At 70.2% G+C, this 25,030-nt stretch carries 19 protein-coding genes; 9 read left to right on the top strand and 10 right to left on the bottom strand.

Annotation, left to right across the window (positions count from 1 at the left end; translation table 11 throughout):
* Window positions 1-239 precede the first annotated feature (239 nt).
* From dnaG to argA, 6 genes are all read right to left on the bottom strand, one after another.
* Window positions 240-2,111 carry a DNA primase gene (gene dnaG / locus V4F39_RS18815; protein WP_332291333.1) on the bottom strand — a complete coding sequence of 624 codons (1,872 nt, stop codon included), beginning with the start codon at window positions 2,109-2,111 and terminating at the stop codon, window positions 240-242.
* 42 nt (window positions 2,112-2,153) lie between these two features.
* A complete protein-coding gene (locus V4F39_RS18810) occupies window positions 2,154-5,258 on the bottom strand; it encodes a bifunctional diguanylate cyclase/phosphodiesterase (RefSeq protein ID WP_332291332.1) in 3,105 nt (1,034 codons plus the stop codon).
* 164 nt (window positions 5,259-5,422) lie between these two features.
* Window positions 5,423-5,728 carry an H-NS histone family protein gene (locus V4F39_RS18805; RefSeq protein WP_332291330.1) on the bottom strand — a complete coding sequence of 102 codons (306 nt, stop codon included), beginning with the start codon at window positions 5,726-5,728 and terminating at the stop codon, window positions 5,423-5,425.
* Window positions 5,729-5,809: 81 nt separating this feature from the next.
* Window positions 5,810-6,847 (bottom strand): Fe(3+) ABC transporter substrate-binding protein, encoded by a 1,038-nt coding sequence (locus tag V4F39_RS18800; RefSeq protein WP_332291329.1) that lies wholly within the window; start codon window positions 6,845-6,847, stop codon window positions 5,810-5,812.
* Between the two features lie 35 nt (window positions 6,848-6,882).
* On the bottom strand, window positions 6,883-7,155 hold the full coding sequence (locus V4F39_RS18795; RefSeq protein ID WP_332291328.1) for an oxidative damage protection protein: 273 nt from the start codon (window positions 7,153-7,155) through the stop codon (window positions 6,883-6,885).
* A 22-nt stretch (window positions 7,156-7,177) separates the two neighbouring features.
* The gene (gene argA / locus V4F39_RS18790) at window positions 7,178-8,518 is read right to left on the bottom strand and encodes an amino-acid N-acetyltransferase (protein WP_332291327.1); all 1,341 of its coding nucleotides are present in this window, start codon (window positions 8,516-8,518) and stop codon (window positions 7,178-7,180) included.
* Window positions 8,519-8,614: 96 nt separating this feature from the next.
* Between argA and hrpA the strand changes: the two genes are divergently transcribed.
* Both hrpA and V4F39_RS18780 read left to right on the top strand, forming a co-directional pair.
* Window positions 8,615-12,619: an ATP-dependent RNA helicase HrpA gene (hrpA, locus tag V4F39_RS18785; RefSeq protein ID WP_332291326.1), complete on the top strand. Its 4,005-nt coding sequence runs from the start codon at window positions 8,615-8,617 to the stop codon at window positions 12,617-12,619.
* Between the two features lie 15 nt (window positions 12,620-12,634).
* On the top strand, window positions 12,635-12,814 hold the full coding sequence (locus V4F39_RS18780) for a hypothetical protein (RefSeq protein WP_332291324.1): 180 nt from the start codon (window positions 12,635-12,637) through the stop codon (window positions 12,812-12,814).
* Between the two features lie 106 nt (window positions 12,815-12,920).
* On the opposite strand, the gene serB is transcribed toward V4F39_RS18780, so the two are convergent.
* Window positions 12,921-13,637, bottom strand: a complete 717-nt coding sequence (serB, locus tag V4F39_RS18775) for a phosphoserine phosphatase SerB (protein ID WP_332291323.1) — start codon at window positions 13,635-13,637, stop codon at window positions 12,921-12,923.
* Window positions 13,638-13,931: 294 nt separating this feature from the next.
* Here serB and V4F39_RS18770 point away from each other — a divergent pair, with 294 nt between their 5' ends.
* The 3 genes from V4F39_RS18770 to V4F39_RS18760 are packed head-to-tail and all read left to right on the top strand — an operon-like array spanning window position 13,932 to window position 16,407.
* Window positions 13,932-15,149 (top strand): amino acid aminotransferase, encoded by a 1,218-nt coding sequence (locus V4F39_RS18770; RefSeq protein WP_332291322.1) that lies wholly within the window; start codon window positions 13,932-13,934, stop codon window positions 15,147-15,149.
* 11 nt (window positions 15,150-15,160) lie between these two features.
* Window positions 15,161-16,009 carry a tryptophan 2,3-dioxygenase gene (kynA, locus tag V4F39_RS18765; RefSeq protein WP_332291321.1) on the top strand — a complete coding sequence of 283 codons (849 nt, stop codon included), beginning with the start codon at window positions 15,161-15,163 and terminating at the stop codon, window positions 16,007-16,009.
* Between the two features lie 14 nt (window positions 16,010-16,023).
* Complete coding sequence (locus V4F39_RS18760; protein ID WP_332291320.1) at window positions 16,024-16,407, top strand: RidA family protein; 384 nt, start codon at window positions 16,024-16,026, stop codon at window positions 16,405-16,407.
* 1 nt (window position 16,408) lies between these two features.
* On the opposite strand, the gene mfd is transcribed toward V4F39_RS18760, so the two are convergent.
* Window positions 16,409-19,915 (bottom strand): transcription-repair coupling factor, encoded by a 3,507-nt coding sequence (gene mfd / locus V4F39_RS18755; protein WP_332291319.1) that lies wholly within the window; start codon window positions 19,913-19,915, stop codon window positions 16,409-16,411.
* A 22-nt stretch (window positions 19,916-19,937) separates the two neighbouring features.
* Between mfd and ispD the strand changes: the two genes are divergently transcribed.
* The 3 genes from ispD to ispF are packed head-to-tail and all read left to right on the top strand — an operon-like array spanning window position 19,938 to window position 21,975.
* The gene (gene ispD, locus V4F39_RS18750) at window positions 19,938-20,687 is read left to right on the top strand and encodes a 2-C-methyl-D-erythritol 4-phosphate cytidylyltransferase (RefSeq protein WP_332291318.1); all 750 of its coding nucleotides are present in this window, start codon (window positions 19,938-19,940) and stop codon (window positions 20,685-20,687) included.
* Window positions 20,684-21,430, top strand: a complete 747-nt coding sequence (gene map / locus V4F39_RS18745) for a type I methionyl aminopeptidase (protein ID WP_332291317.1) — start codon at window positions 20,684-20,686, stop codon at window positions 21,428-21,430. Before ispD ends, map begins: the two co-directional genes overlap by 4 nt.
* Before the next feature lie 35 nt (window positions 21,431-21,465).
* On the top strand, window positions 21,466-21,975 hold the full coding sequence (ispF, locus tag V4F39_RS18740) for a 2-C-methyl-D-erythritol 2,4-cyclodiphosphate synthase (RefSeq protein ID WP_332291316.1): 510 nt from the start codon (window positions 21,466-21,468) through the stop codon (window positions 21,973-21,975).
* On the opposite strand, the gene V4F39_RS18735 is transcribed toward ispF, so the two are convergent.
* Window positions 21,976-23,301 carry a sensor histidine kinase gene (locus V4F39_RS18735; protein ID WP_332291315.1) on the bottom strand — a complete coding sequence of 442 codons (1,326 nt, stop codon included), beginning with the start codon at window positions 23,299-23,301 and terminating at the stop codon, window positions 21,976-21,978. It abuts the gene before it with no gap.
* A 43-nt stretch (window positions 23,302-23,344) separates the two neighbouring features.
* Entirely contained in the window at window positions 23,345-24,079 is a 735-nt protein-coding gene (gene ompR, locus V4F39_RS18730) for an osmolarity response regulator transcription factor OmpR (protein WP_332291314.1), read from the bottom strand.
* 215 nt (window positions 24,080-24,294) lie between these two features.
* Here ompR and V4F39_RS18725 point away from each other — a divergent pair, with 215 nt between their 5' ends.
* Window positions 24,295-25,026, top strand: a complete 732-nt coding sequence (locus tag V4F39_RS18725) for an SIMPL domain-containing protein (protein ID WP_332291313.1) — start codon at window positions 24,295-24,297, stop codon at window positions 25,024-25,026.
* Window positions 25,027-25,030 lie beyond the last annotated feature (4 nt).

Below are 25,030 nucleotides of genomic sequence, written 5' to 3'. Positions count from 1 at the left end.
TGAAGGCTTCCCGGGGCGCAGGCACATGGCGGAACGGATGGGTGGGAAGCGGCGCAGAAATTTTCCGTGGCGGCCCCGGCGGCGGCATCGGCGCGGGCTGGTTGCGATGTGGGCTCGGCCACAAACTGCGGGGTGTTCAGCCCCCTGGCGTCAGCTCAGACATCCAGCCCAGGAGGTTGGGCCGCCGGAAGGAAACGCGGATTATACCCATGAAACCGGGTTACGGCACGCTTTGCGCGTCAGTCGTCCCTGTCCGCGGAGGCGGGGCGGCTCGCCTTGAGCGCCCGCCAGCGCTGGTCCAACTCGCGGAATCGCGCCATCGCGCCCGGGTCGGCGGCCGCTGCTGCGGCCTCGTGGCTCATGCGGCGCTCGAGGTCGACGATGAGCAGGCCGTCGAGCAGCCAGCGCAGCGATTCGAAGCTGCCGTCGGCGTCGTCCGCGTCGTGGCTGGTGGTCGCCTCGAAGGCCTCGAGGGTGGTGGCGTCGGCTTCCAGCGCGACCCGCATCACGGCCCACGGGCGGGCGCCGTGGTCGTGCAGCTCGCGTTCCAGCCACCGCAGCAGCACGCCATGCGGTCCGTCCAGCGTGTGCAGGATGTCGAGATCGTCCGGCGACAGGCGGTCCCACCACTCGCCGTGGGTCATCAGCAGGTGGACGATGCGGTCCTCGGGCTTGCGCGGCGCGCGCCGCGTGCCGGCCGGGCGGGCCGCGGCCCGCCCCGGGCCGGCGCGGAACGGCCTCGCCGCGCCGGCTTCCCGGGGTTCCTGCGGCGGGCCTGCCGGCGCGCGCTGCGGCCGGCCTGCCGCGGCCGCCGACCATTGCGACGCCAGTTCGGCGTCCGGCAGGGCCGCCTGGCGGGCGATCTCGCCGAGCATCTGCCTCGACAGCGCGCCCGCAGGCAACGCCGCCCAGAACGGCCGGGCCTGGGCGAGGAAACGGGCCCGGCCTTCGGGCGTCGCCAGGTCGCAGCCCTCCCGCGCCACCTCGACGAGCTGGCGCGACAGCGGCAGCGCGTCGTTCACGCAGCGTTCGAACGCGTCGGCGCCGAACTCGCGAACGTACGAGTCCGGGTCGTGCTCGGGCGGCAGGAACAGGAACCGGATCGTGCGCGTGTCGCTGGCATGGGGCAGCGCCGACTCCATCGCCCGCGCGGCCGCGCGGCGCCCGGCGGCGTCGCCGTCGAAGCTGAAGACGATCGAATCGGTGAAGCGGAAGAGCTTGCGCACGTGTTCCTCCCCGCACGCCGTGCCCAGCGTGGCGACGGCGTTCTCGAAGCCGAGCTGCGCCAGCGCCACGACGTCCATGTAGCCCTCGACGACCAGCGCGTAGCCTCGCTGGCGCATTGCCGCGCGCGCCTCGAACAGGCCGTACAGCTCGCGGCCCTTGACGAACACTGGCGTCTCGGGCGAGTTGAGGTACTTCGGCTCGCCGCGGTCCAGCACGCGGCCGCCGAAGCCGATCACCTCGCCCTGCACCGAGCGGATGGGGAACATCACGCGGTCGCGGAAGCGGTCGTAGCGCTTCTCGTCGCCGCCGTTGTCCGCCTCGTGCAGGATCACCAGCCCCGACTCGGCCAGCAGCGGGTCGTCGTAGCGGGGAAAAGCGCTCGCCAGGCTTCGCCAGCCGTCGGGTGCGTAGCCGAGGCCGAACCGCGCGGCGATCTCGCCGGTCAGCCCGCGGCCCTTCAGGTAGTCGATCGCGCGCGGGCTGCCGCGCAGCTGCTTGCGGTAGTGGTCGGCCGCGCGGGCCAGCACGTCGGTCAGGCTTGCCTGCTGCTCCTTGGCGCGCGCGGCCTGGGCCCGCTCCTCCGGGTTGCGCTCGTCGTCGGGCACCGTCAGTCCGACCTGCTGGGCCAGGTCGGCCACCGCCTCGCGGAAGCTCGCGCCGGTGTGTTCGGCCAGGAACTTCACCGCGTCGCCCGAGGCGCCGCAGCCGAAGCAATAGTAGAACTGCTTGCTCGGGCTGACCGAGAAGCTCGGCGACTTCTCCCCATGGAAGGGGCACAGCCCCATCAGGTTGCCCCCCGTCTTCTTCAGCTGCACGTGGCGGCCGACCACCTCGACGATGTCGACGCGCGACAGCAGCTCCTGGATAAACCCGGCGGGAATCATGTTCGCAGTCTATCGAGCGGCCCGCCGCGCACGGGCGGGCCGTCAGGCGACCTGGGGCGGCGGGGAGCCGTCGGACGGCGCGGCGCCGAGCGCGAAAGGCCCGCGGTACTCCCGCGTCCAGCGCGGCACCTCGCCCGCGCGCATGGGACTGGCGATGCCGTGCCCCTGGCCGATGTCGCAGCCCATGTCGATCAGCAGCCGTGCCTGCGCCGGCATCTCGACGCCTTCGGCCACGACGCTGCAGCCGAAGGTGCGGGCCAACCCGATCACGCCCTCGACGATCGCCAGGTCCTGGCGATCGTCGAGCATGTTGCGCACGAAGGAGCGGTCGATCTTCAACACGTCGACCGGCAGCCGCTTCAGGTAGGTGAGGGTCGAGTAGCCGGTGCCGAAATCGTCCAGCGAGAAGCGCACGCCCAGGCGCCGGCAGCGCTCCAGCAGCGCCGAGGTGTAGTCGATGTCGGCCAGCGCCGCGGTCTCCAGCACCTCCAGTTCGAGCCGCTCGCCCAGCGGATCGGCGTGCCGCGCCAGCAGCTCGGCCAGGCGCTGCGCGAAGTCGGGTTCCTGCAGGTGGCGGGCCGAGACGTTGACGCTCACCGACAGGTCGAAGCCCATGCGCCGCCAGCGCGCGAGCTGTTCGAGCGCCTGGTCGAGCACCCAGTCGCCGACCCGTGCCGACAGGCCGGTGTGCTCGATCAGCGGCAGGAACTGGGCCGGTGGAATCACGCCGTGCTCCGGGTGGTTCCAGCGCAGCAGCGCCTCCATGCCCAGCACCGCACCCTGGCGCATGTCGACCTTGGGCTGGTAGTACAGCTCCAGCTCGTGGCTGTCGAGTGCCTCCTGGATGCGGCCGATCGCCATGACCCGTTCCTCGGTGCGCCGGCTGTGCTCGGGGTCGAAGAAGCTGTAGCCGTTGCGGCCCGACTGCTTGGCGCCGTACATCGCGTGGTCGGCGTGCCGCAGCAGCGTGTCGGCGTCGCTGCGGTCGAGCGGATAGACGGTGGCGCCGACGCTGGCGGTGATGGTGACCGGGTCCGCGCCCGGTTCGATGGCGTAGGGTTGCGAGATCACCCGGAGCACCCGCTCCACGGCCAGGCGCGCCTCGTCGAGCGTGCCGGCACGCAGCAGCAGCACGAACTCGTCCCCGCCGAGCCGCGCCGCGGCATCGGACCAGGCGGCGTTGCTGCGCAGCGCGCCGCGCAGCCGGTGCGCCAGCTCGACCAGCAGCCGGTCGCCGGCCGCATGCCCGAAGCGGTCGTTGACCGGCTTGAAGTGGTCGAGGTCGAGGTAGCAGACGGCCAGCAGGTTGCCTTCGCGGTCGGCGGCGGCCATCGCATCGGCCAGCATCTGCGCCAGGCGGGCGCGGTTCGGCAGCCGGGTGAGTTCGTCGAACAGGGCCTGGCGCTCCAGCCGCTGGCGCTGCAGGTGCTGGTCGGTGATGTCGGAGATCACGAGGACGTGGTAGCGCGGCTGGCTGTCCGGCCCGAGCACTGCGGAGATTGTGACCTGCAGCGCGCACGGGTCGCCGTTGCGGCGGCGCTCGACGACCTCGCCGCGCCAGGTGCCGGTCGCGCGCAGGCTGGCCCACATGCTGCCGTGGCGTGCCGCGGCCGCCGCATCGTGCCCCGGCGTGCCGGCCCGCGCGGCAGCGAGCAGCGGCGGGATGGTGCCCAGCAGTTCGTGGCGCGAGACGCCCATGATCTGCGAGTACGTCGGGTTGACGTCGAGCACGCGCAGGTCTGCGTCGGTGATCAGCAGGCCTTCGTGCAGGTGCTGGAACAGCCTCGCGGACAGCCGCTGCCGCTCTTCGTTGGCGCGCCGCTCGCCGATGTCGGCCAACGTGACGACGAGCCGTCGCGGCACGTCGCCGTCGCCCCGCTCGCCGACCAGCACCTGCGCGTGGAACCAGCCCCAGCCGGCGGGCGTGCGCAGGCGAAGGTCATGGCGGTAGCTCTCGTTGCGCGGGTCGGCCAGGCGCGCGAGCGCAGCGCGTTCGCGGCTGCGGTCGTCGGCGTGGACCTGCTCGAGCCAGGCCGCCTGCGGCGGCAACGCGTGGCGCTCCGCCGGGCCCAGCAACGCCTGCCAACGGGGGGAGGTGTAGCACCGGCCGGTGCGCAGATCCCAGTCGGCCATGCCGACGTCCGCTGCATCAAGCGCCAGCTGCAGGCGGTTCTTGATGCGGCGCAGTTCGCCGATGCCGGCCTGCACGCCCAGCAGCAGCATGCCGCAGGCGAGGAGGTAGGCCCACAGGATCAGCAAGGCATGGCCGGGGTCACGGCCGGTGCCGGCGAGGGGGCCGCCGCCGCTGCCCAGCGACAGCATCGCGCCAACGCCCAGCAGGAAGAGCACCGACGACGCCCAGCGCCCGGCGCCGCGTGCTGCCAGCCAGGCCAGCAGCACCGGCGGCACGAACAGCAGCGACGTCTGCGCGGCCGACAGCGGGGGATGCGCGCGCAGCAGCGCGAAGGCGCAGCCCAGCACGGCCACCGACAGCGCTGCCGCGCCTGGCACGCCCATCTCCCAGCGTTCCCAGGGCGTGCGGCGCGTGGCGGCTGGCTCCCGTGCGGCCAGCCAGGGCAGGGTGCCCAGCAGCCCGCCGACCATGCTGCCCATCCAGGCCACCACGCCGACGGCCAGGGCCGACATCGAGGCGTCGTCCGTCCAGGACCACCAGAGCAGTTGCGCGGCCGCCATCCACAACGCGCTGGCGGCCATGGCGGAGACCAGCAGCCGCGCATCGCGGATGCCCGGGGCGCTGGCCTGGAAGCGGCGCCGGCCGAGCCACCCGGCTGCAAACCACGGCCCCAGCGTGCCGCTGGCTGCCAGCAGGAGCGCGCCGCCAATGTGGAAGCCTGCGGCGGCGTGGGCGGCCAACAAGCCGATGAACGCCGCGGGCCAGAGCCCCCGCCCCCAGCGCAGCAGCGCGCCCAGCGCCAGGCCGGCGGGCCACCAAAGCAGTGCGGAGGTGTCGTCGATGCGCGCGAGGCGCAGCGCGGCGAAGCCGAGGCCGGCGCACGCCACGGCGACGCCTGCCGCTTGCACGGCGGCCTGCCATCGCGGCCGCTTCACCGGCGTGGCGGTGACCGCGGGCGTGGTGTCCGGCGAGTCGGGGGAGGGATGGGGGAGTGTGGGCGGTAGCGTGGACACGGTAGGACCCACAACGGCACGTGAACAACCTAAACACGCGCCGGGCGCGCACCGGATCCTAGATCAACGCAGCGCTCCGGGGAGCGGGGCATGGGGATCACCCGGCCTGAAAAGCAGATCGGCGAGGCCGCTGCGCGGCGCTCGCCGATCGAATGGGGAAGGGCTCAGACCGCGAAATCGGTCAACTGCTTGCCTTCTGCCAGCGCCGCCTTCAGCCATTTGGGTTGCAGCCCGCGACCGGACCAGGTTTCACCGGTTTCGCCGTTGCGGTATTTGGCCGCCACCTTGCGCGTGCCCTCTGCGCGCGGGGCAGACGGCGCTCGCTGGGACAGATCGGCCACCGTCAAGCCATGCTCGGACATGATGGACTTGACCTTGGCAATCGCGTTGGCGCGTTCCTCGCGTTGGGTATCGGCAATCTGCTTTTCGAGCGATGCTTTCTGGGCCAGGAGTTCTTGCAGGGTAGCCAATGGAGTCTCCTCAGGACGATTCGGGCACGCGGCGAATATACCACGGCCCGCTCCGTAGGACCCCCCATCGGAAAGGCGACCCTATTTGTAACCAACCCTGTCCAGCATTTGCTGGACCTTGGTCTGGTTCATGCCGACCGACGAAACCGGGATGGTTTCCGACTTGAACGAGCCCAGCGTTTCCAGTGCCGGATTGGACGGTTTCACGGTGGGCACGGCCGGCCACTCGTTATTGCCGTTCGCGAAATAGTTCTGCGCCTCGTCGCTGGCGAGATACTCCAGGAAGCGGACAGCCGCCTCGCGGTGGGGGCTGAATTTCGCGACACCGGCCCCGGCGATGTTGACGTGCGTACCCCAGCTTTGCTGGTTCGGGAACACGACCGCGACCTTTTCGACGATGGCCTGGTCTTCAGGCTTGGTCGAGCGCATCAACCGGGCGAAGTAGTAGCTGTTGCTCAAGGCGATATCGCATTCGCCGCTGGCCACGGCCTTGATCTGGTCGGTGTCGCCGCCCACGGGCTGGCGCGCCATGTTGTCCTTCACCCCGCGCAACCACCCCTCGGCCTTTTCGGCGCCCATGTGCTCGACCATCGCGCCGAACAGCGAGAGGTTGTAGGGATGCGAGCCGGAGCGCGTGCAGACCTTGCCCTTGTTCTTGGGCTCGGCCAGCGATTCATAGGTGGCGACGTCTTCCCGCTTGACCTTTGCCTTGTTGTAGACGATGACGCGTGCCCGGGTGGACATGCCGAACCAGGCGGCACCCGCGCCGGAATCCTTGCCGCGCAGATGGGCGGGGATGCGGCTCTCGAGCACGCTGCTCTTGACCGGCTGGAACAGGCCGTCGGATTCCGCGCGCCACAGGCGCGCCGCATCCACCAGCAGGACCACGTCGGCCGGGCTGCTGCTGCCTTCGCTCTTCAGCCGCGCGAGGATGCCGGAATCGTCGGCATCGACGCGGTTGATGCGGATGCCGGTGGCCTTGGTGAAGTTGGCGTAGAGCGCCTCGTCGGTCTGATAGTGCCTGGCCGAATACAGGTTGAGCACCTGTTCCTGGGCCTGGACCGGCGCTTGGAGGGTAATGGCCGCCGTCGCCGCCAGAAATAATCTAGAAAAAGTCATCGAATTCTCGTCGAAAGCAGGGGCAGGGGGATGGCTCAGGCCGAGGGCGGCACGAACCCGGTGGGCTGGTCGGCGCCCTCGCCGAAGAAGAACCTTTCCATCTGGCGCGCCAGGTATTGGCGTGCGCGTGCGTCGGCCAGGTTGAGCCTGTTTTCATTCACCAGCATGGTCTGGTGCTTTTTCCAGGCCTCGAAGGCTTCCTTGCTCACGTTGTCGTAGATGCGTTTGCCCAGCTCGCCCGGGTAGGGCGCGAAGGTCAAACCCTCGGCTTCCTTCTTGAGGTAGACGCATTGGACGGTACGGGTCATGGAGGTTCTCCTGGAGGCGGGGTTATTGGAGCGGCTTGACGAGCACCTGGGAGCGCCTGTCCCAGTTGTATTTGCGCTTGCGTGCCTCGGGCAGCCAATCGGGGTCGACGGGCTGGAATCCGCGCTTGATGAACCAGTGCATCGTGCGCGTGGTGAGCACAAAAATGCTCGACAAGCCCATCGATTTTGCGCGCTGTTCCACGCGCTTGAGAATGCGTTCGCCGTCGCCCTGGCTTTGCACCTGCGGGCTGATGGTGAGCGCAGCCATTTCAGCCGTGCCGGCTTCGGGGTACGGATACAGGGCGGCGCAGCCGAAGATCACGCCGTCGTGTTCGATGACGGTGTAGTTGGCGATATCGCGCTCGATGGACGTGCGCTCGCGCCGCACGAGGGTGCCGTCGCGCTCGAACGGCTCGATCAACTGCAGGATGCCCCCGACGTCGTCGGCGGTGGCTTCGCGCAGGCTTTCGAGCTTTTCATCGACCACCATCGTGCCGATGCCATCGTGGGTATACACCTCCATCAGCAGCGCGCCGTCCTGGCTGAAGGGCAGGATGTGCGAGCGCTCCACGCCTTCGCGGCAGGCCTTGACGCAGTGGCGCAGATAGAAGCCGGGGTCGAGGGGGCGGTTGGGCAGCGGCAGCGAGGCCAGCAGCTTCTCGGCGTCGGCCAGCGCCAGTTCCGTGTCGATGGCGCTTTCCGGGTCGTCCTGCGATTCGCGGATGCCGGGCACCTCGCTCATGAAGATCAGCTTGTCGGCCTGCAGCGCGATGGCCGTGGAGGTCGCCACATCCTCCATCGTGAGATTGAACGCCTCTCCGGTGGGCGAGAAGCCGAAGGGCGACAGCAGCACCACCGCACCGCTGTCGATCGTGCGGCGGATGGTGATGGCGTCCACCTTGCGCACGATGCCGCTGTGGATGAAGTCCACGCCGTCGACGATGCCCACCGGCCGCGCGGTCAGGAAGTTGCCGGACACCACGCGCACGGTGGCGTTGGCCATCGGCGTGTTGGGCAGGCCCTGCGAGAACGCGGCCTCGATCTCGAAGCGCAGCTGGCCCGCGGCCTCCTGCGCCGCATCGAGCGCCGGTGCGTCGGTGATGCGCAGGCCGTGGCTGAAACGCTCGGGGTGGCCCTTGGCGCGCAACTGCTCGCTGACCTGGGGGCGGAACCCGTGCACCAGCACCAGCTTGATGCCCATCGCCTGCAGGATCGCGAGGTCCTGCACGAAGGCGCTCAACTTGCCAGCGGCAATGCCTTCGCCCGCCATCGCCACCACGAAAGTCTTGCCTCGGTACGCGTGGATGTACGGCGCGACGGAGCGGAACCACGGGACGAAGGTATGGGGAAAGATCAGGTTCATGGGGGGCACGGCAATGGGGGTCGAATTGTGCCGCAGCGTGCTGCCGCCGAGGCCTGATGCAGCCTTGGCAGCAGGGCTGGCGATAATCCGCGCCCCGTGAATGCACCCCGCCCCTCCGCCGCGCTCGCCATCGAGTTTCCCGAATCGCTGCCTGTCTCCGGCCGGCGCGAGGAAATCGCGCGCCTGATCACCGAGCACCAGGTCGTCATCGTCTGCGGCGAGACCGGCTCGGGCAAGACCACGCAGCTGCCCAAGATCGTGCTCGAGCTCGGCCGCGGCAAGCTGCGCGGCGGCAACAAGCTCATCGGCCACACGCAGCCACGGCGGATCGCGGCCTCCAGCGTGGCCAAGCGCATCGCCGAGGAGTTGAAGACCCCGCTGGGCGAGGTGGTGGGCTACAAGGTCCGCTTCCAGGACCGGCTGCAGCCGGGCGCCTCGGTCAAGCTGATGACGGACGGCATCCTGCTGGCGGAGACGCAGACCGACCCGCTGCTGCGCGCCTACGACACCCTGATCATCGACGAGGCGCACGAGCGCAGCCTGAACATCGATTTTCTGCTGGGCCACCTGCGGCAGATCCTGCCGCGGCGCCCCGACCTGAAGATCATCGTGACGTCGGCGACCATCGACGCCGACCGCTTCGCCAGCCACTTCGCATCGGCGAAGGGCCCGGCGCCCGTCATCATGGTGTCGGGCCGGCTGTTCCCGGTCGAGCAGCGCTGGCGCCCGTTCGAGGAAAGCCGCGAATACGGCCTGCACGACGCCATCGCCGATGGCGTGGACGAACTCTGGGCCGGCCGCGCGGCGGGCGACATCCTCGTCTTCCTGCCCGGCGAGCGCGAGATCCGCGAGGCCGCCGACCACCTGCGCAAGCACCTGGCGCCGCAGCCGGCGCTGCGCCATGCCGACATCCTGCCGCTCTTCGCGAGGCTGTCGCAGCAGGAGCAGGACCGCGTGTTCACCACCGGTGGTGCACCGCGCATCGTGCTCGCCACCAACGTGGCCGAAACCTCGCTGACGGTGCCCGGCATCCGCTACGTGATCGACGCGGGCCTGGCGCGCGTCAAGCGCTACAGCTACCGCAACAAGGTCGAGCAGCTGCAGGTCGAGCCGGTCAGCCAGGCGGCGGCCAACCAGCGCGCGGGCCGCTGCGGCCGCGTGGCCAACGGCGTGTGCATCCGGCTCTACGACGAGACGGACTTCAACGGCCGCCCGCGCTTCACCGACCCGGAGATCCTGCGGTCGTCGCTGGCCGGGGTGATCCTGCGGATGAAGTCGCTGAAGCTCGGCTCGGTGGAGGACTTTCCCTTCATCGAGGCGCCGCCGCGCAAGGCCATCGCCGACGGCTACGCGCTGCTGGGCGAACTCGGCGCGGTCGACGACGCGAACGAGCTGACGCCGATCGGCCAGGAGCTGTCGCGACTGCCGCTCGACCCGCGGGTGGGCCGCATGATCCTCGAGGCGCGCCAGCGCGAGTCGCTCTCGGAGGTGCTGATCATCGCCTCCGCGCTCAGCGGCCAGGACGTGCGCGACCGGCCGCTCGAAGCCGCGCAGGCCGCCGACGAGAAGCACAAGAAGTTCGACGACGAGAAGTCGGAGTTCATGGGCTACCTGAAGCTCTGGCACTGGATCGAGGAGGGCCGTGGCGTGCATGGCCACGCGCAGGCCGCACCGCCCAGGGCGGCCGGCGGCAAGGCGCCCGCGGGCCCGGCCGCGGCCGTCGACACCCACAAGCTCAGCAACCGGCAGCAGGAGCAGCGGCTGCGCGACAGCTTTGTCTCGGTGCGACGCGTGCGCGAGTGGCGCGACATCCATTCGCAGCTGCTCACCGTGGTGCGCGAACACAACTGGCGCCTGAACACCACGCCGGCCACCTACGAGCAGGTGCACATGGCGATGCTGGCCGGCCTGCTGGGCAACATCGGCGTGAAGTCCGATGACGAGGACTGGTACCTCGGCGCGCGCGGCATCAAGTTCTGGAAGCACCCCGGCGCGCACCTGAGCAAGAAGCCGGCGCGCTGGCTGGTGGCGGCCGAGCTGGTGGAGACCACGCGCCTTTTCGGCCGCGGCCTGGCCGCCATCGAGCCGCAGTGGATCGAGCGCATCGCCGGCCACCTGCTGAAGACGCAGTTGCTGGAGCCACACTGGGAGAAGAAGGCCGGCGAGGTGGTGGCGATGGAGCGCGCCACGCTGTACGGCATCGTCGTCTACAACAACCGGCGGGTGAACTACGCCAATGTGGACCCGGCCGGCGCCCGCGAGATCTTCATCCGCGAGGGCCTGGTGGCCGACCTGACGCTGGGCGCCGACGCAGGTGCCGCGCCGGTGCAGCAGCGCGGTGGCGAGGGCGACGCCGGCGGCCGGGCGGGTGCGGCCTGGGGCGCGAGGCTGCCGTTCCTGGCGCACAACCGCAAGCTGATCCGGCAGGTCGAGGAGCTGGAGCACAAGGCGCGCCGGCAGGATGTGCTGGTCGACGACGACCTGATCTTCGCGTTCTACGACCAGCAGATCCCGGCCGACGTGGCCAGCGGCCCGATGCTGGAGCGCTGGTACCGCGACGCCGTGAAGCAGCAGCCCGAGCTGCTGAAGCTCACGCGCGACGAACTGATGCGCCACGAGGCGGCCGGCATCACCACCTCGGCCTTCCCGAAGGTGCTGCGGCTGGGCGGCGTCGACTGCGCCGCGAGTTACCTGCACCAGCCCGGCGACGCCAAGGACGGCGTGACCGTCACCGTGCCGATCTACGCGCTGAACCAGGTCAGCGACGAGCGCTGCGAATGGCTGGTGCCCGGCATGCTGAAGGACAAGGTGCTGGCGCTGGTGAAGAGCCTGCACCAGCGTCCGCGTTCGCGCCTGGTGCCACTGCCCGACTATGCGGCCGAGTTCGCCGAGACGGCACCGTTCGCGCAGGGCGGGCTGCTCGATGCCCTGCTGAAGTCGGTGCGCGATCGAACGCAGCTCGCGGTGCAGCGCAACGACTTCAAGCTGGAGACGCTGCCGCCGCACCTGTTCATGAACTTCCGCGTCGTCGACGAGCACGGCCGGCAGCTGGGCATGGGGCGCAACCTCGCTTCGCTGAAGGCCGAGTTGGGCGGGCAGGCGCGCTCGGCGTTCCAGGCGCTGGCGGGGTTGAAGCTGGCGGGGGCGGCGGCGTCGGAGGGCGCCAAGCCCCCATCCCCGCCCGTTGCCGAAGGCAGAGCGAGCCCGGCGGCCGCGGCTGCACGTCCTCTGCCTGCGGGAGAGTCCGCGCCGACGAAGACCTACACCGCCTGGACCTTCGGCGAGCTGCCCGAGCTGATGGAGATCCGAAAGGCCGGGCAGACGCTGGTCGGCTTCCCGGCGCTGATCGACAAGCGCACGCATGTCGAGATCGAGGTCTTCGACGAGCCCGACGTCGCCGCCGCCAAGCACCGCGCCGGCCTGCGCCGGCTGGTGGCGCTGGCGATCAAGGAGCCGCTGAAGTACCTGGAGAAGAACATTCCCGACCTGCGTCAGATGGCCGTGTGGTTCATGCCGCTCGGCACGCAGGAGGAGCTGCGCGACCAGATCATCGACGTGGCGCTCGACCGGGCCTTCCTGGCCGACCCGCTGCCCACCGACGCGCGTGCGTTCCAGGCCCGCATCGACGAAGGCCGCGCACGGCTGAACCTCATCGCGCAGGAAGTGGCGCGCATGGCCGGCACCGTGCTGGCCGAGCACGCCGCCGCGCTGCGCAAGCTGAAGGACAGCCGCGCGCCGAAGGACGTGGCTGACGACGTCACGGCGCAGCTGCAGCGCCTGGTGAACAAGCGCTTCCTGCTCGAGACGCCGTGGAGCGCGCTGCAGCACCTTCCGCGCTACCTGAAGGCCGTGGTGCTGCGGCTCGACAAGCTGCGCGCCGACCCGGCGCGCGACGCACAGCGCCTGGCCGAGCTGCGGCCGCTGGAGCAGCGCTACCTGCGCCGGCTGTCCGACCTGAAGGGCACGTCCGACGCGCGGCTCACCGAGTACCGTTGGCTGCTGGAGGAGCTGCGCGTGAGCCTCTTCGCGCAGGAGCTGCGCACGCCGCAGCCGGTGAGCGCCAAGCGCCTCGACAAGGCGTGGTCGCTCATGGCAGGGTGAGCTGCCGGCTGAGTTTTGCCATTCATCTTTTATTCATCTGCCATTCACGCGCCACGACTGGCGCCGTGGCCACCACCCGCCGCGCCGAAGCCTGGGTACGACATTCTGCCGATGCGCTGGAAGCCCGACGCCGCGCTGGGCCTGCCCGACTACGGCGCCTTCGTGCCGGACGAACTGGCGGCTGCCTCGGCCTGAAGGGCCCCTGCCCGGGTGTTCTGGCAGCGGCTGGCTGCGCTGCCGTCGGTGTCGCGCGCGCTGCGCAGCGTGGCGAGCGACATGGCGCTGCGGCTGGACGGCGCGCTCAGGCCGCGTGCACCACTTCCAGCAGGCGGTCGAGGCCGCCTTCGTTGATCGCCACCATGGCCTGCTCGCGGACCTTGGGCTTGGCCTGGTAGGCCACCGACAGGCCCGCGGCGCGCATCATCGGCAGGTCGTTGGCGCCGTCACCCATCGCGATGGCCTGGGCGGGGGCGATGCCGAGCTGCGCGCAGGTCGCCAGCAGCATGCGCTTCTTTTCCTCGCCATCGCAGATGTCGCCCCAGGGCTGGTCGACGAGCCGGCCGGTCAGCCGGCCATCGGCCACGTCCAGCACGTTGCTGCGGGTGAAGTCGAGCGCGAGCCGGTCGCGGACACGGTCGGTGAAGAAGGTGAAGCCGCCCGAGACCAGCAGCGTCTTCAGGCCGGCGGCCTGGCAGGTGCGCACCAATGCCTCGGCCCCCGCGTTGAGCCGCAGGCGCTCGTCGAAAACGCGCTGCAGCGCGTCGGCCGGCGCACCGGCCAGCAGCGCGACGCGGCGGCGCAGGCTGTCTTTGAAATCGGCGATCTCGCCACGCATCGCCGCTTCGGTGATGGCCGCCACCTCGGCCTTGCGGCCCACCGCATCGGCGATCTCGTCGATGCACTCGATGTTGATGAGCGTCGAGTCCATGTCGAACGCGATCAGCTTGAAATCGGCCAGGCGCAGCGGCGGCACGAAGCCCTGGACGACGAGGCCGGGGGCGAAGGACGAGGCAGTCATGCAGGGGCGGTGGGAAGAGGGAGGGCCAGCAAAAACGGCGCGCTGCAAGGGCGCGCCGCGGGACGGCAGGCATTGTAGGTGCCGGCCTCCGGCGCACGGGAGGCCGCGGGCCGGCCAGGGCGCGCACGCGCAATACGGGGCAGTTCAACGGCCGGTTGCCGGTGCGTTTTGGATAAGTATTCCATTGAAGTCTATAAATAAAGATGTTTTATCCAAACAAATATATCTGCAGGGTAAGTATTGATAATATCTTGCCAATCAATGCATAACATTCGCTTCAACCGGAGTTCTTCGATGCCTACCTCGGATCCCCAGTTCTTCGCCCATGTGCCGCCCTACGGCGGCGATCCCATCCTGTCGCTCATGGAGGCGTTCCAGGCCGATCCCCGTGCCCGGAAAGTCAGCCTTGGCATCGGGCTGTACTTCGACGACGAGGGCCGGCTGCCCGTGATGGCGGCGGTGCGCCAAGCGGAGGCCGCGCTGGCCGCGCAGCGCGGTCCGCGGCCCTACCTGCCGATCGAGGGCCTGGCCGAGTACCGTGCCGGCGTGCAGCGCGTGCTGTTCGGGGCCGGCCACGAGGCGGTGGCCAGCCGGCGCATCGCGACGCTGCAGACGCTGGGCGGTTCCGGCGCCTTGAAGGTGGGGGCCGATTTCCTCCACCAATACTTCCCGCAGTCCGCGATCTGGGTGAGCGACCCCACCTGGGAGAACCATCTCGCGCTCTTCGAGGGCGCCGGCCTGCGGGTGCACAGCTATCCCTACTACGACCTGGCGACCCGCGGGCTGCGCTTCGAGGCGATGCTCGAGACCCTGCGCGGCCTGCCCGCCCGCAGCATCGTGCTGCTGCACGCGAGCTGCCACAACCCGACGGGCGTGGACCTGTCGCACGAGCAGTGGCGGGCCCTGATCCCCGTGCTGGCGGAACGGGCGCTGATCCCGTTCGTGGACATCGCGTACCAGGGCTTGGGCGATGGCCTGGAGGAGGACGCGTTTGCCGTGCGTGCGCTGGCCGACGCCGGCTTGCCCTGTTTCGTCGCCAACTCGTTCTCCAAGAACTTCTCGTTGTACGGCGAGCGCGTGGGCGCGCTGAGCGTGGTCTGCGCCCACGAGGCCGCGGCCGAGACCGTGCTGGGCCAGCTCCAGGCCACGGTGCGCCGCAACTATTCGACGCCGCCGACGCACGGGGCGCGCATCGTGGCCACGGTATTGCAGTCGCCGGCGCTCTTCGAGGCCTGGCGCGACGAGCTCGCCGCGATGCGCCAGCGCATCCAGGCCATGCGGCAGCAACTGCACGCGGGGCTGGACGAGCGCCTACAGGGCCGGCAGCCGATCGGGCATTTTCTCAGCCAGCGCGGCATGTTCAGCTACACGGGCCTCTCCGCGGCGCAGGTGGACTGGCTGCGCCACGAGCAGGGCATCTACCTCGTGCGCTCGGGCCGCATGTGCATCTCGGGCTTGTCCACGCGCAACGTCGGCTACGTCGCGCAGGCCATGGCCCACGTGCTCGCCTGAAGGAGGCCGCCATGGGTTGTCCCGTCTCTCCCGAATCCGTCGTCCATCAAGAAGGCGCGCAGCTCGACTTCAGCCGCTCGATGAGCTATGGCGACTACCTGCAGCTCGACGCGATCCTCAACGCGCAGCACCCGCAGTCCGCCGCACACGACGAGATGCTCTTCATCGTGCAGCACCAGACCAGCGAGCTGTGGATGAAGCTGATGCTGCACGAACTGCAGGCCGCCATCCGCTGCGTGGCCGCCGACGAGATGAGCATGGCCTTCAAGCTGCTGGCGCGGGTCTCGCGCATCATGGAGCAGCTGGTGCAGGCCTGGACCGTGCTGGCCACGATGACGCCGCCCGAATACAGCGCGATGCGCCCGTCGCTGGCCAGTTCCAGCGGTTTCCAGAGCTACCAGTACCGCTGCATCGAGTTCGGGCTCGGCAACAAGAACCCGGCGATGCTGCAGCCGCATGCGCACCGCCCCGACCTGCTGGCGCGCGTGCAGGCGGCGTTCGAGGCGCCCTCGCTGTACGACGAGACGCTGCGGCTGATGGCGCGCCGGGGGCTGCCGGTGCCCGCGAGCCACGTCGAGCGCGACTGGACCCAGCCTTACCCCGCGAGCGAAGCGGTGGAGCAGGCCTGGCTGGTGGTGTACCGCGATCCGGAGCAGCACTGGGACCTCTACCAGCTCGGCGAGAAACTCACCGACCTGGAGGACGCCTTCCGCCTCTGGCGTTTCCGCCACGTCACCACCGTCGAGCGTGTCATCGGCTTCAAGCGCGGCACGGGCGGTACCGGCGGCGTGAGCTACCTGCGCAAGATGCTCGACGTTGTGCTGTTCCCCGAACTCTGGCGCTTGCGCACCGAACTCTGAAGGGAGACCTGGCCATGAAGGAAATCGTCGACGTCGGCCTGCCGCCGCTGAACCAGCCGTTCTCCTGGGCCGTGAAGTCGGCCGGCCTGCTGTTCACCGCGCACGGGCCTGTGCGCCCCGACGGCAGCATCGACACCGGCCCGGTCGAGGCGCAGGCGCGCCTGACCTTGGTCAACCTGCGCCGCGCCGTCGAGGCGGCCGGCGGCACGCTGGCCGACGTGACCCAGGTGCTGATCTACATGACCGACGTGCAGGACATGAAGGCCATCGACGCGGTCTACCGCGAGTTCTTCGAGGCGCCGTACCCCAACCGATCGAGCATGGGCGTCGCGGGCCTGGTCGTGCCGGGCATGAAGCTGGAGATCGTCGCGTATGCGGTGATCCCGGCCGCGGCCTGACTCAGCCCGCGGACTGCGGCTGCCCCAGCGAGCGCAGCACGTCGCGGATGAGCTGCGCTCGGTCCTTCGGCTCGGGCGTGTCGCGCTCGATGCGCAGCTTGTCGTTGCCGGCCAGCTTGATGTGCCGGTTCTTCTGCACCAGCTCGATGATCTTCATCGCATCGACCGGCGGGTTGGGACGGAAGCTGATCACCATCAGCCGCGGCGCGGCGTCGATCTTGCTCACGCCGTAGGGCTTGGCCAGCACGCGCAGGCGGTGCGTGTCGAACAGCGTCTGCCCCTGAGGCGGCAGCTTGCCGAAGCGGTCGGTGATCTCCTCCAGCAGCGTGTCGATCTGCGCGGAGGTGCTGGCCGAGGCCAGGCGCTTGTAGAGGTTCAGCCGCGTGTGTACGTCGCCGCAGTAGCTGTCGGGCAGCAGCGCGGGGGCATGCAGGTTGATCTCGGTCGCGGCGCCGAACACGCCCGACAGCGGGCTCAGCAGGTCGGGCTCCTTGCCCGACTTCAGCGAGCGCACGGCTTCGGACAACATCTCGTTGTAGAGCTGGAAGCCGACCTCCATCATGTTGCCGCTCTGGTTGTCGCCCAGCACCTCGCCGGCGCCGCGGATCTCCAGGTCGTGCATCGCGAGGTAGAAGCCCGAGCCCAGCTCCTCCATCTGCTGGATGGCCTCCAGCCGCTGCGCGGCCTGCTTGGTGAGGCCCTCGACGTCCGGCACCAGCAGGTAGGCGTAGGCCTGGTGGTGGCTGCGGCCGACGCGCCCGCGCAGCTGGTGCAGCTGTGCCAGCCCGAACTTGTCGGCCCGGCTCATGATGATCGTGTTGGCGCTCGGCACGTCGATGCCGGTCTCGATGATGGTGGAGCACAGCAGCACGTTGAAGCGCTGGGCGACGAAGTCGCGCATCACGTGCTCCAGCTCGCGCTCGGGCATCTGGCCGTGGGCGATCGCGATGCGCGCCTCGGGCACCAGTTCCTGCAGCTTGGCCTGGCGCGCGGCGATGGTGTCGACCTCGTTGTGCAGGAAGTACACCTGCCCGCCGCGCTTCAACTCGCGCAGCACGGCCTCGCGGATGGTGCCGCTGCTCTCGTTGCGCACGAAGGTCTTGATCGCCAGCCGGCGCTGCGGCGCGGTGGCGATCACGCTCAGGTCGCGCAGGCCTTCGAGCGCCATGCCCAGCGTGCGCGGGATCGGCGTGGCGGTGAGCGTCAGCACGTCCACCTCGGCGCGCATCGCCTTGATCGCCTCCTTGTGGCGCACGCCGAAGCGGTGTTCCTCGTCGATGACCAGCAGCCCCAGCCGCTTGAACTTGACGCTCTGCGACAGCAGCTTGTGGGTGCCGACCACGATGTCGATCGTGCCGGCCTCGATGCCTTCGAGCGCGGCGTTGATCTCCTTGGTGGAGCGGAAGCGCGAGAGCTCGGCCACCTTCACCGGCCACTTGCCGAAGCGGTCGGAGATGTTCTGGTAGTGCTGCTCGGCCAGCAGCGTGGTGGGCGCCAGCAGGGCCACCTGCTTGCCGCCGATCACCGCGACGAAAGCCGCGCGCAGCGCCACCTCGGTCTTGCCGAAGCCCACGTCGCCGCAGACCAGGCGGTCCATCGGCCGCGGGCTCACCATGTCCTGGATCACCGCGTGGATCGCCGCGCGCTGGTCGGGCGTTTCCTCGAAGCCGAAGCTGGCCGCGAAGGCCTCGTAGTCGTGCGGCGAGAAGCGGAAGGCGTGGCCCTCGCGCGCGGCGCGGCGGGCATAGAGGTTCAGCAGCTCGGCGGCGGTGTCGCGCACCTGCTCGGCCGCCTTGCGCTTGGCCTTGTCCCATTGCGGCGAGCCCAGCTTGTGCAGCGGCGCCTCATCGGCGCTCACGCCGGTGTAGCGGCTGATGAGGTGCAGCTGCGCCACCGGCACGTAGAGCGTCGCCTTGTCGGCGTACTCGAGGTGCAGGAATTCGCTGGGCCCGTCGCCCAGGTCGATGTTGAGCAGCCCGACGTAGCGCCCGATGCCGTGGTTGACATGCACCACCGGGTCGCCGACCTTCAGCTCCGACAAGTCCTTGATCAGCGCGTCGACGTTGCTGACCTGCTCCTGCTTGCGGCGCCGGCGCGAGCTGGGCGCGGTGGCGAAGAGCTCGGTCTCGGTCAGAAACTGGATCGACGCTTCCGGCGTGTGCCAGTGGAAGCCCTGCGCCAGCGGCGCGGCGGCGATGGCCACCTTCTCGTCGCCGGCCTCGAACTCGGCCAGGCTGCCGACGCTGGGCACGTCGATGCGGTGGTCGCGCAGCAGCTCCAGCAGGCTTTCGCGCCGGCCTTCGCTCTCGGCGACGAGCAGCACGCGGGCAGGCGTGCGCTCGAGGTGCGCTTCCAGCCCGGCCAGCGGCTCGGTGGCGCCGCGGTCGACGCTCACGTCGGGCAGCGGGCGCGCCCAGTCGACCGGTTCGGTGCCGCGCAGGGAGAGCGTGGCATGCGGGTGCGTCAGCCCGAAGAATTCCTCCTGCTTGAGGAAGAGGGCCTCGGGCGGCAGGATGGGGCGCTCCGGGTCGTGCTGCAGGAAGCGGTGGCGGTCGCGCGTGTCGGTCCAGAAGCGGGCCAGCGCGTCGTCGACCTCGCCGTGCAGCACGATGCCCGCGTCGGCGCCCACATAGTCGAAGACGGAGGCCGTCTCGTCGAAGAAGAGCGGCAGGTAGTACTCGATGCCCGCGGTGGCGATGCCGGCGGCCATGTCCTTGTAGATGCGCGACTTGGTCGGGTCGCCCTCCAGCTTCTCGCGCCAGCGCGCACGGAACGCGGTGCGCGCCGCCTCGTCCATGGGGAACTCGCGGCCGGGCAGCAGCCGCACTTCGGGCACGGGGTACAGGCTGCGCTGGCTGTCGGGGTCGAAGGTGCGGATCGAGTCGACCTCGTCGTCGAACAGGTCGACGCGGTACGGCACCGGCGAGCCCATCGGGAACAGGTCGATCAGCCCGCCGCGCACCGCGTATTCGCCGGGCGACACCACCTGGCTGACGTGCTGGTAGCCGGCCAGCGTGAGCTGCGACTTGAGCTGCGCCTCGTCGAGCCGCGTTTTCTGCTTGAACCGGAACGTGGTGGCCGCCAGGAACGAGGGCGGTGCCAGGCGCGTGAGCGCGGTGGTGGCCGGCAGCAGCACCACGTCGACGCCTTCATCGCCCTCGGCCGCCTTCGCGCCCTTGGCGCGCGACTGCGCGAGCGTCCACAGCTTCCACAGCGTGGCGAGCCGCTCGGAGATCAGGTCCTGGTGCGGGCTAAAGGTGTCGTAGGGCAGCGTTTCCCAGTCGGGGAAGATCGCCACGCGCAGCCCGGGCGCGAAGAACGGCAGCTCGTCGGCCAGCCGCTGGGCGTCGGAGGGCTCGGCGGTGATGATCGCGAGCAGCCGGCCTTCGGCCTGGCGCGCGAGCGCATGGCGGGCCAGCAGCGCGGCATCGGCGGAACCGGGTGGGCGGGGAAGGGTGAAGCGCTTGCCGGGCGCGATGGCCGGCAGGGGAAGGGACGGCGAAGCCATCGTGAATTCTAGAATCGCCTCGATGACCCAGCCGACCGGACGGATGCCCCGCTGCTTTGCCCTCGTGCCCTGCGCCGGCGTCGGTGCGCGCTCCGGGGCCGACCGGCCCAAGCAGTACGTCCCGCTCGGCGGCCGGCCGATGGTGGCGCACACGCTCGCCGCGCTGGCCGCGGTGCCGCGCATCGAAGCGACGCTGGTGGTGCTGTCCGACGACGATGCCCTGTTCGACGAACTGCTGCCGGGCTGGGCCGCGGGCGCCCCCGGCCGCTGGCTCGCCCGCTGCGGCGGTGCGACGCGGGCGGCGACCGTCGCCAACGGCCTGGGCGCGCTGCACGCGCAAGGCGTGCACGATGACGACTGGGTGCTGGTGCACGACGCCGCCCGCTGCCTGCTGCAGCCCGAATGGGTCGAGCGGCTGATCGATGCCTGCATCGCCGATCCCGTCGGGGGGCTGCTCGCGCTGCCGCTGGCCGACACGCTGAAGCAGGCGGATGCCGACGGTCGCGTCGCCGCCACGGTGGACCGTGCCGGCAAGTGGGCCGCGCAGACGCCGCAGATGTTCCGCCTGGGCGCCCTGCGCCGCGCGCTGGCCGAGGCCGGCGACGCGGTGACCGACGAGGCCAGCGCGCTGGAGGCCGTGGGCCAGGCACCGCGGCTGGTGGTCGGCGACGCCCTCAATTTCAAGGTGACTTACCCCGGCGACTTCGGGCTGGCGGCGCGGCTGCTCGGCGCCGGCCCCGCGCCCGCCGGGCCGCAGGAGAACACGAGATGACGATCGAGACCGACGCCGACCTGGCCGGCCTGCAACGCGCGGGGCGGCTCGTCAGCGAGGTGCTGCACACGATGCTCGGCGCGCTGGAGCCCGGGATGCGCACCGACGAGCTGGACACGATCGGTGCGCGGCTGCTGGCCGCCGCCGGGGCGCAATCGGCCCCGCAGGCCACCTACGGCTTCCCGGCCGCGACCTGCATCAGCATCAACGACGAGGCCGCGCACGGCGTGCCGGGGCCGCGGCGCATCGCGGCGGGCGACGTCGTCAACATCGACGTCTCGGCCGTGCTCGACGGCTATGTCGCCGATACCGGCGGGACGCGCGTGGTGCCGCCCGACACGCCGCTGAAGCGCAGGCTGGTCTGGACGGCCCGGCAGGCGCTCGACGAAGCGCTCGGCGCCGCGCGTGCCGGCGCACCGCTGCGCGGCATCGGCCGCACGATCGAGCGCGCCGCGCGGCGCGGCGGCTTCCGGGTGATCCGCAACCTCGGCAGCCATGGCGTCGGGCGCGCGCTGCACGAGGAGCCCGGGTTCATCCCGGGCTTCGACGATCCGCACGAACGCCGCACGCTGCACGAAGGCCTGGTCATCACGATCGAGCCGTTCATCTCGACCCGCGCCCGCTGGGCCGACGACGCCGGCGACGGCTGGACGCTCACCGGCGGGCAGGGCAACTTCTCCGCCCAGTTCGAGCACACCCTCGTCGTCACGCGCGGCGCGCCCCTCGTCGTCACGCGGCACTGAGGCCGCATCCAATTCCCGCGATTCTGGATCCTTCGATGACTGCTGTCATTCTCCCCCTGCTGCGCATCGGCGAAGGCTGGGACACCCACCAGCTCGTGACCGGCCGCCCGCTGGTCCTCGGCGGCGTGACCATCCCGCACAGCCACGGCCTGCTCGGCCATTCGGATGCCGACGCGCTGCTGCACGCGATCACCGACGCGCTGTTCGGCGCCGCCGGCCTCGGCGACATCGGCCGGCACTTCCCCGACACCGATCCGCAGTTCAAGGGTGCCGATTCGGTCGCGCTGCTGGCCGAGGCCGTGCGGCGCGTGCGCGCGGCCGGCTGGGAGATCGCGAACGTCGACAGCACCATCGTCGCGCAGGCGCCGAAGATGGCGCCGCACATCGCGGCGATGTGCGGGCGCATCGCCGACGCGCTGGGCGTGGCGCCCGGCCAGGTCAACGTGAAGGCCAAGACGGCCGAGAAGATGGGGCCGGTGGGCGAGGGCCGTGCGATCGAGGCGCGGGCGGTGGTGCTGCTGGCCCAGGCGCCGGCTGCCGCCTGATCACGGCGCGCGCTTCAACCGCACGTTGGCCACCAGCCCGCCGTCGGGGGCGTTGGCGAGTTCCAGGCTGCCGCCCATGCGCTGCAGCGACTTCTCCACGATCGCCAGCCCCAGGCCCGCGCCGGTGGCCGCCGTGCGCGCGGTGTCCCCGCGGTAGAACGGCGTGGTCAGCTCGACCAGCTTCTCGGGCGCGACGCCGCGGCCGTGGTCGCGCACGATCGCGGTGACCCAGGGGCCGGCGCGCGAGTAGGTCACCTCGATGCGGGTGATGTCGGTGCCCGGCGTCTGCCCGTAGCGGCGCGCGTTCTCGAACAGGTTGGCGAACACGCGGCCGAGTTCGGTCTCGTCGGCCATGACCTTCAGGTCGATCGCCACCCGCGAGGTGATCTGCAGCGCCGGGTCGCGGAAGCCCGCGGCCTCGCGGTCGACCAGCATCGCCAGGTGCACCGGCACCAGCCGCGTCTCGCCAGGGCGTGCGTAGTCGAGGAACTTGTCGATGATGTTGTCGAGCTGGTCGATGTCCATCGCCATGTTGCGCCGCGCCTCGTCGTCGTTGACGCTCATCTCCGCCTCCAGCCGCAGGCGGGCCAGAGGGGTGCGCAGGTCGTGGCTGATGCCCGCCAGCATGATGGCGCGGTCCTCCTCCACCTTGGCAAGCTCGCGCGCCATGCGGTTGAAGCCCATGTTGACCTCGCGGATCTCGCTGGTCAGCGTGTTTTCGTCGAGCCTCGAATCGAATTCGCCGTCGCGGATGCGGCTGGCCGCGAACGACAGCTCGCGCAGCGGCTGGTTGATGCGCCGCGCGATCGCCACCGAGCCGACCAGCGTGGCGAGCAGCGCGATGCCGACCCACACGAACCACGTGCCGGGCGTGAGCGGCACGACGCGGGTGGATTCGGCCTGCAGCCAGTACAGGTCGTTCTCGATCGTGAAGCCGACCCACAGCCCGTCGCGACCGTTGACCGTGCGGGCGACCAGCGTCTCGTCGCCCAGGCGGTTGTGCAGCTCCTGGCTGACGCGGCGGGTGAAGCGGTCGACCTCGAAGGGCTCCCACCGGTCGCCCGGCTCGCGAGGCAGGACGCGCAGGGCGTCCTGGTCGTCCATCGTCTTGACGATCGACGTGCGGCTGATGCTGTCGGAGTAGCGCAGCGCCGCGCGCGTCAGGTTGACGAGCGAGGCGATCTGCTGCGCGGCCTGGACCGCGCGCGGCTCGAACTCGAGCGCGCGCAGCGTCTGCACCCAGGCGAAGATGCCGCCCGTGAGCAGCAGGGCGAGCAGGACGAAGGTGCGCCAGAACAGGCTGAGGGCGACATGACGGCTGGTCATCTCATGCCACGAAGCCGGCCGCGGACGGAAAGGCGGCGCACGGTCAGGCGGCGCCGTCCGGCACGAACACGTAGCCCACGCCCCACACGGTCTGGATGTAGCGGGGCTGCGCCGGATCGGGCTCGATCATCTTGCGCAGGCGCGAGATCTGCACGTCCAGGCTGCGGTCGAAGGGCTCGAACTCGCGGCCGCGCGCCAGCTGCGCCAGCTTGTCGCGCGACAGCGGCTGGCGGGGGTGGCGCACCAGCGCCTTCAGCATCGAGAACTCGCCGGTGGTCAGCGCGATCTGCTCGCCGTCCTTGGTCAGGCGGCGCAACGAGAGGTCGAACTCGAAGGGCCCGAAGGTGACCGTCTGCGCTTCCTTGGCCGGGGCGCCGGGCGCCTCCATCGCCGGGCGGCGGCGCAGCACCGCGTGGATGCGCGCCAGCAGCTCGCGCGGGTTGAAGGGCTTGGGCAGGTAGTCGTCGGCGCCGACCTCCAGGCCGACGATGCGGTCCACGTCCTCGACCTTGGCCGTCAGCATGATGATGGGCGTGAGGTCGTTGGCCGCGCGCAGGCGGCGGCAGATGGACAGGCCGTCTTCACCGGGCAGCATCAGGTCCAGCACGATGAGGTCGATCGTTTCGCGGGTAATGACCCGGTTGAGCGCCTTGGCGTCTTCGGCCAGCAGCACTTCAAAACCTTCCTGGGTCAGGTAGCGCCGCAGCAAATCGCGGATGCGGGCATCGTCGTCGACGACAACGATGCGGTCCGGTCGCGGGTTTGCGGGTGCGTTCATAGAGGGCTCCAAACTTGTAACAGTCGCATTGTGCGCAGGAAATGGCTAGGGTTAACCCGTGTTCTGACCCCAAGTTACAAGTCTTTCGGTAACTGCGAGGCGCGTCGTAGGTCAACCTACCGGCTTTCCCCCGGGTTGTTGGCAGGGGGTATGCCCAAGCGGCCGCCGCGCCTCCCCGCGTTCGCGGCACACATCTTCTTTCGTCCAGGAGCGACATGAAACCCGAGAACACCTTCTTCCGTCCGATGATCCGCCGTGGCCTGTGGCTCGGCGCCCTGGCTGCCGCAGCCGCAACGGCCGGGGCGCAGACGGTGACCATCGCGCCGCCGCAAGGCGTGCTCAACATCACCGCCAATGCCAGCGTCGAGGTGGCGAAGGACCTGCTGGCCATCACCTTCACCGCCACGCGCGACGGTGCCGATGCCGCCACCGTGCAGGCCGCGCTGAAGCAGGCGCTGGATGCCGCGCTGGCCGAGGCGCGCAAGGCGGCGCGGCCGCAGGAGGTCGAGGTGCAGACCGGCAACTTCTCGCTCTACCCGCGCTATGCGCAGAAGGGCGGCATCAGCGGCTGGCAGGGCACGGCGGAGCTGGTGGTGCAGGGCCGCGACATGAACGCGATCGCGCAGCTCAGCGGCCGCATCCAGACGATGACGATCGGGCGGGTGAGCTACGGCCTGTCGCGCGAGGCCGCGGAGAAGGTCGAGGGCGAGGTGACCGCGCAGGCCGTCAAGCGCTTCCAGGCGCGTGCCAACGAACTGGCCCGCCAGTTCGGCTACGGCGGCGCATCGGTGCGCGAGGTGCAGGTGTCGACCAACGAACCCGGCATGAGCCCGATCGCGCCGAAGATGTACATGCGCGCGGCCGCAGCGTCGGACGAGTCGCTGCCGGTGGAGGCCGGCAAGGGCACCGTCACCGCCACGGTCAGCGGCACGGTGCAGATGAAGTAGCGCC

It is taken from the genome of Aquincola agrisoli (genome assembly GCF_036621135.1).
Taxonomy (GTDB): Bacteria; Pseudomonadota; Gammaproteobacteria; order Burkholderiales; family Burkholderiaceae_C; genus Aquincola; species Aquincola agrisoli.
This window is presented reverse-complemented; position numbering and strand designations above follow the sequence as displayed.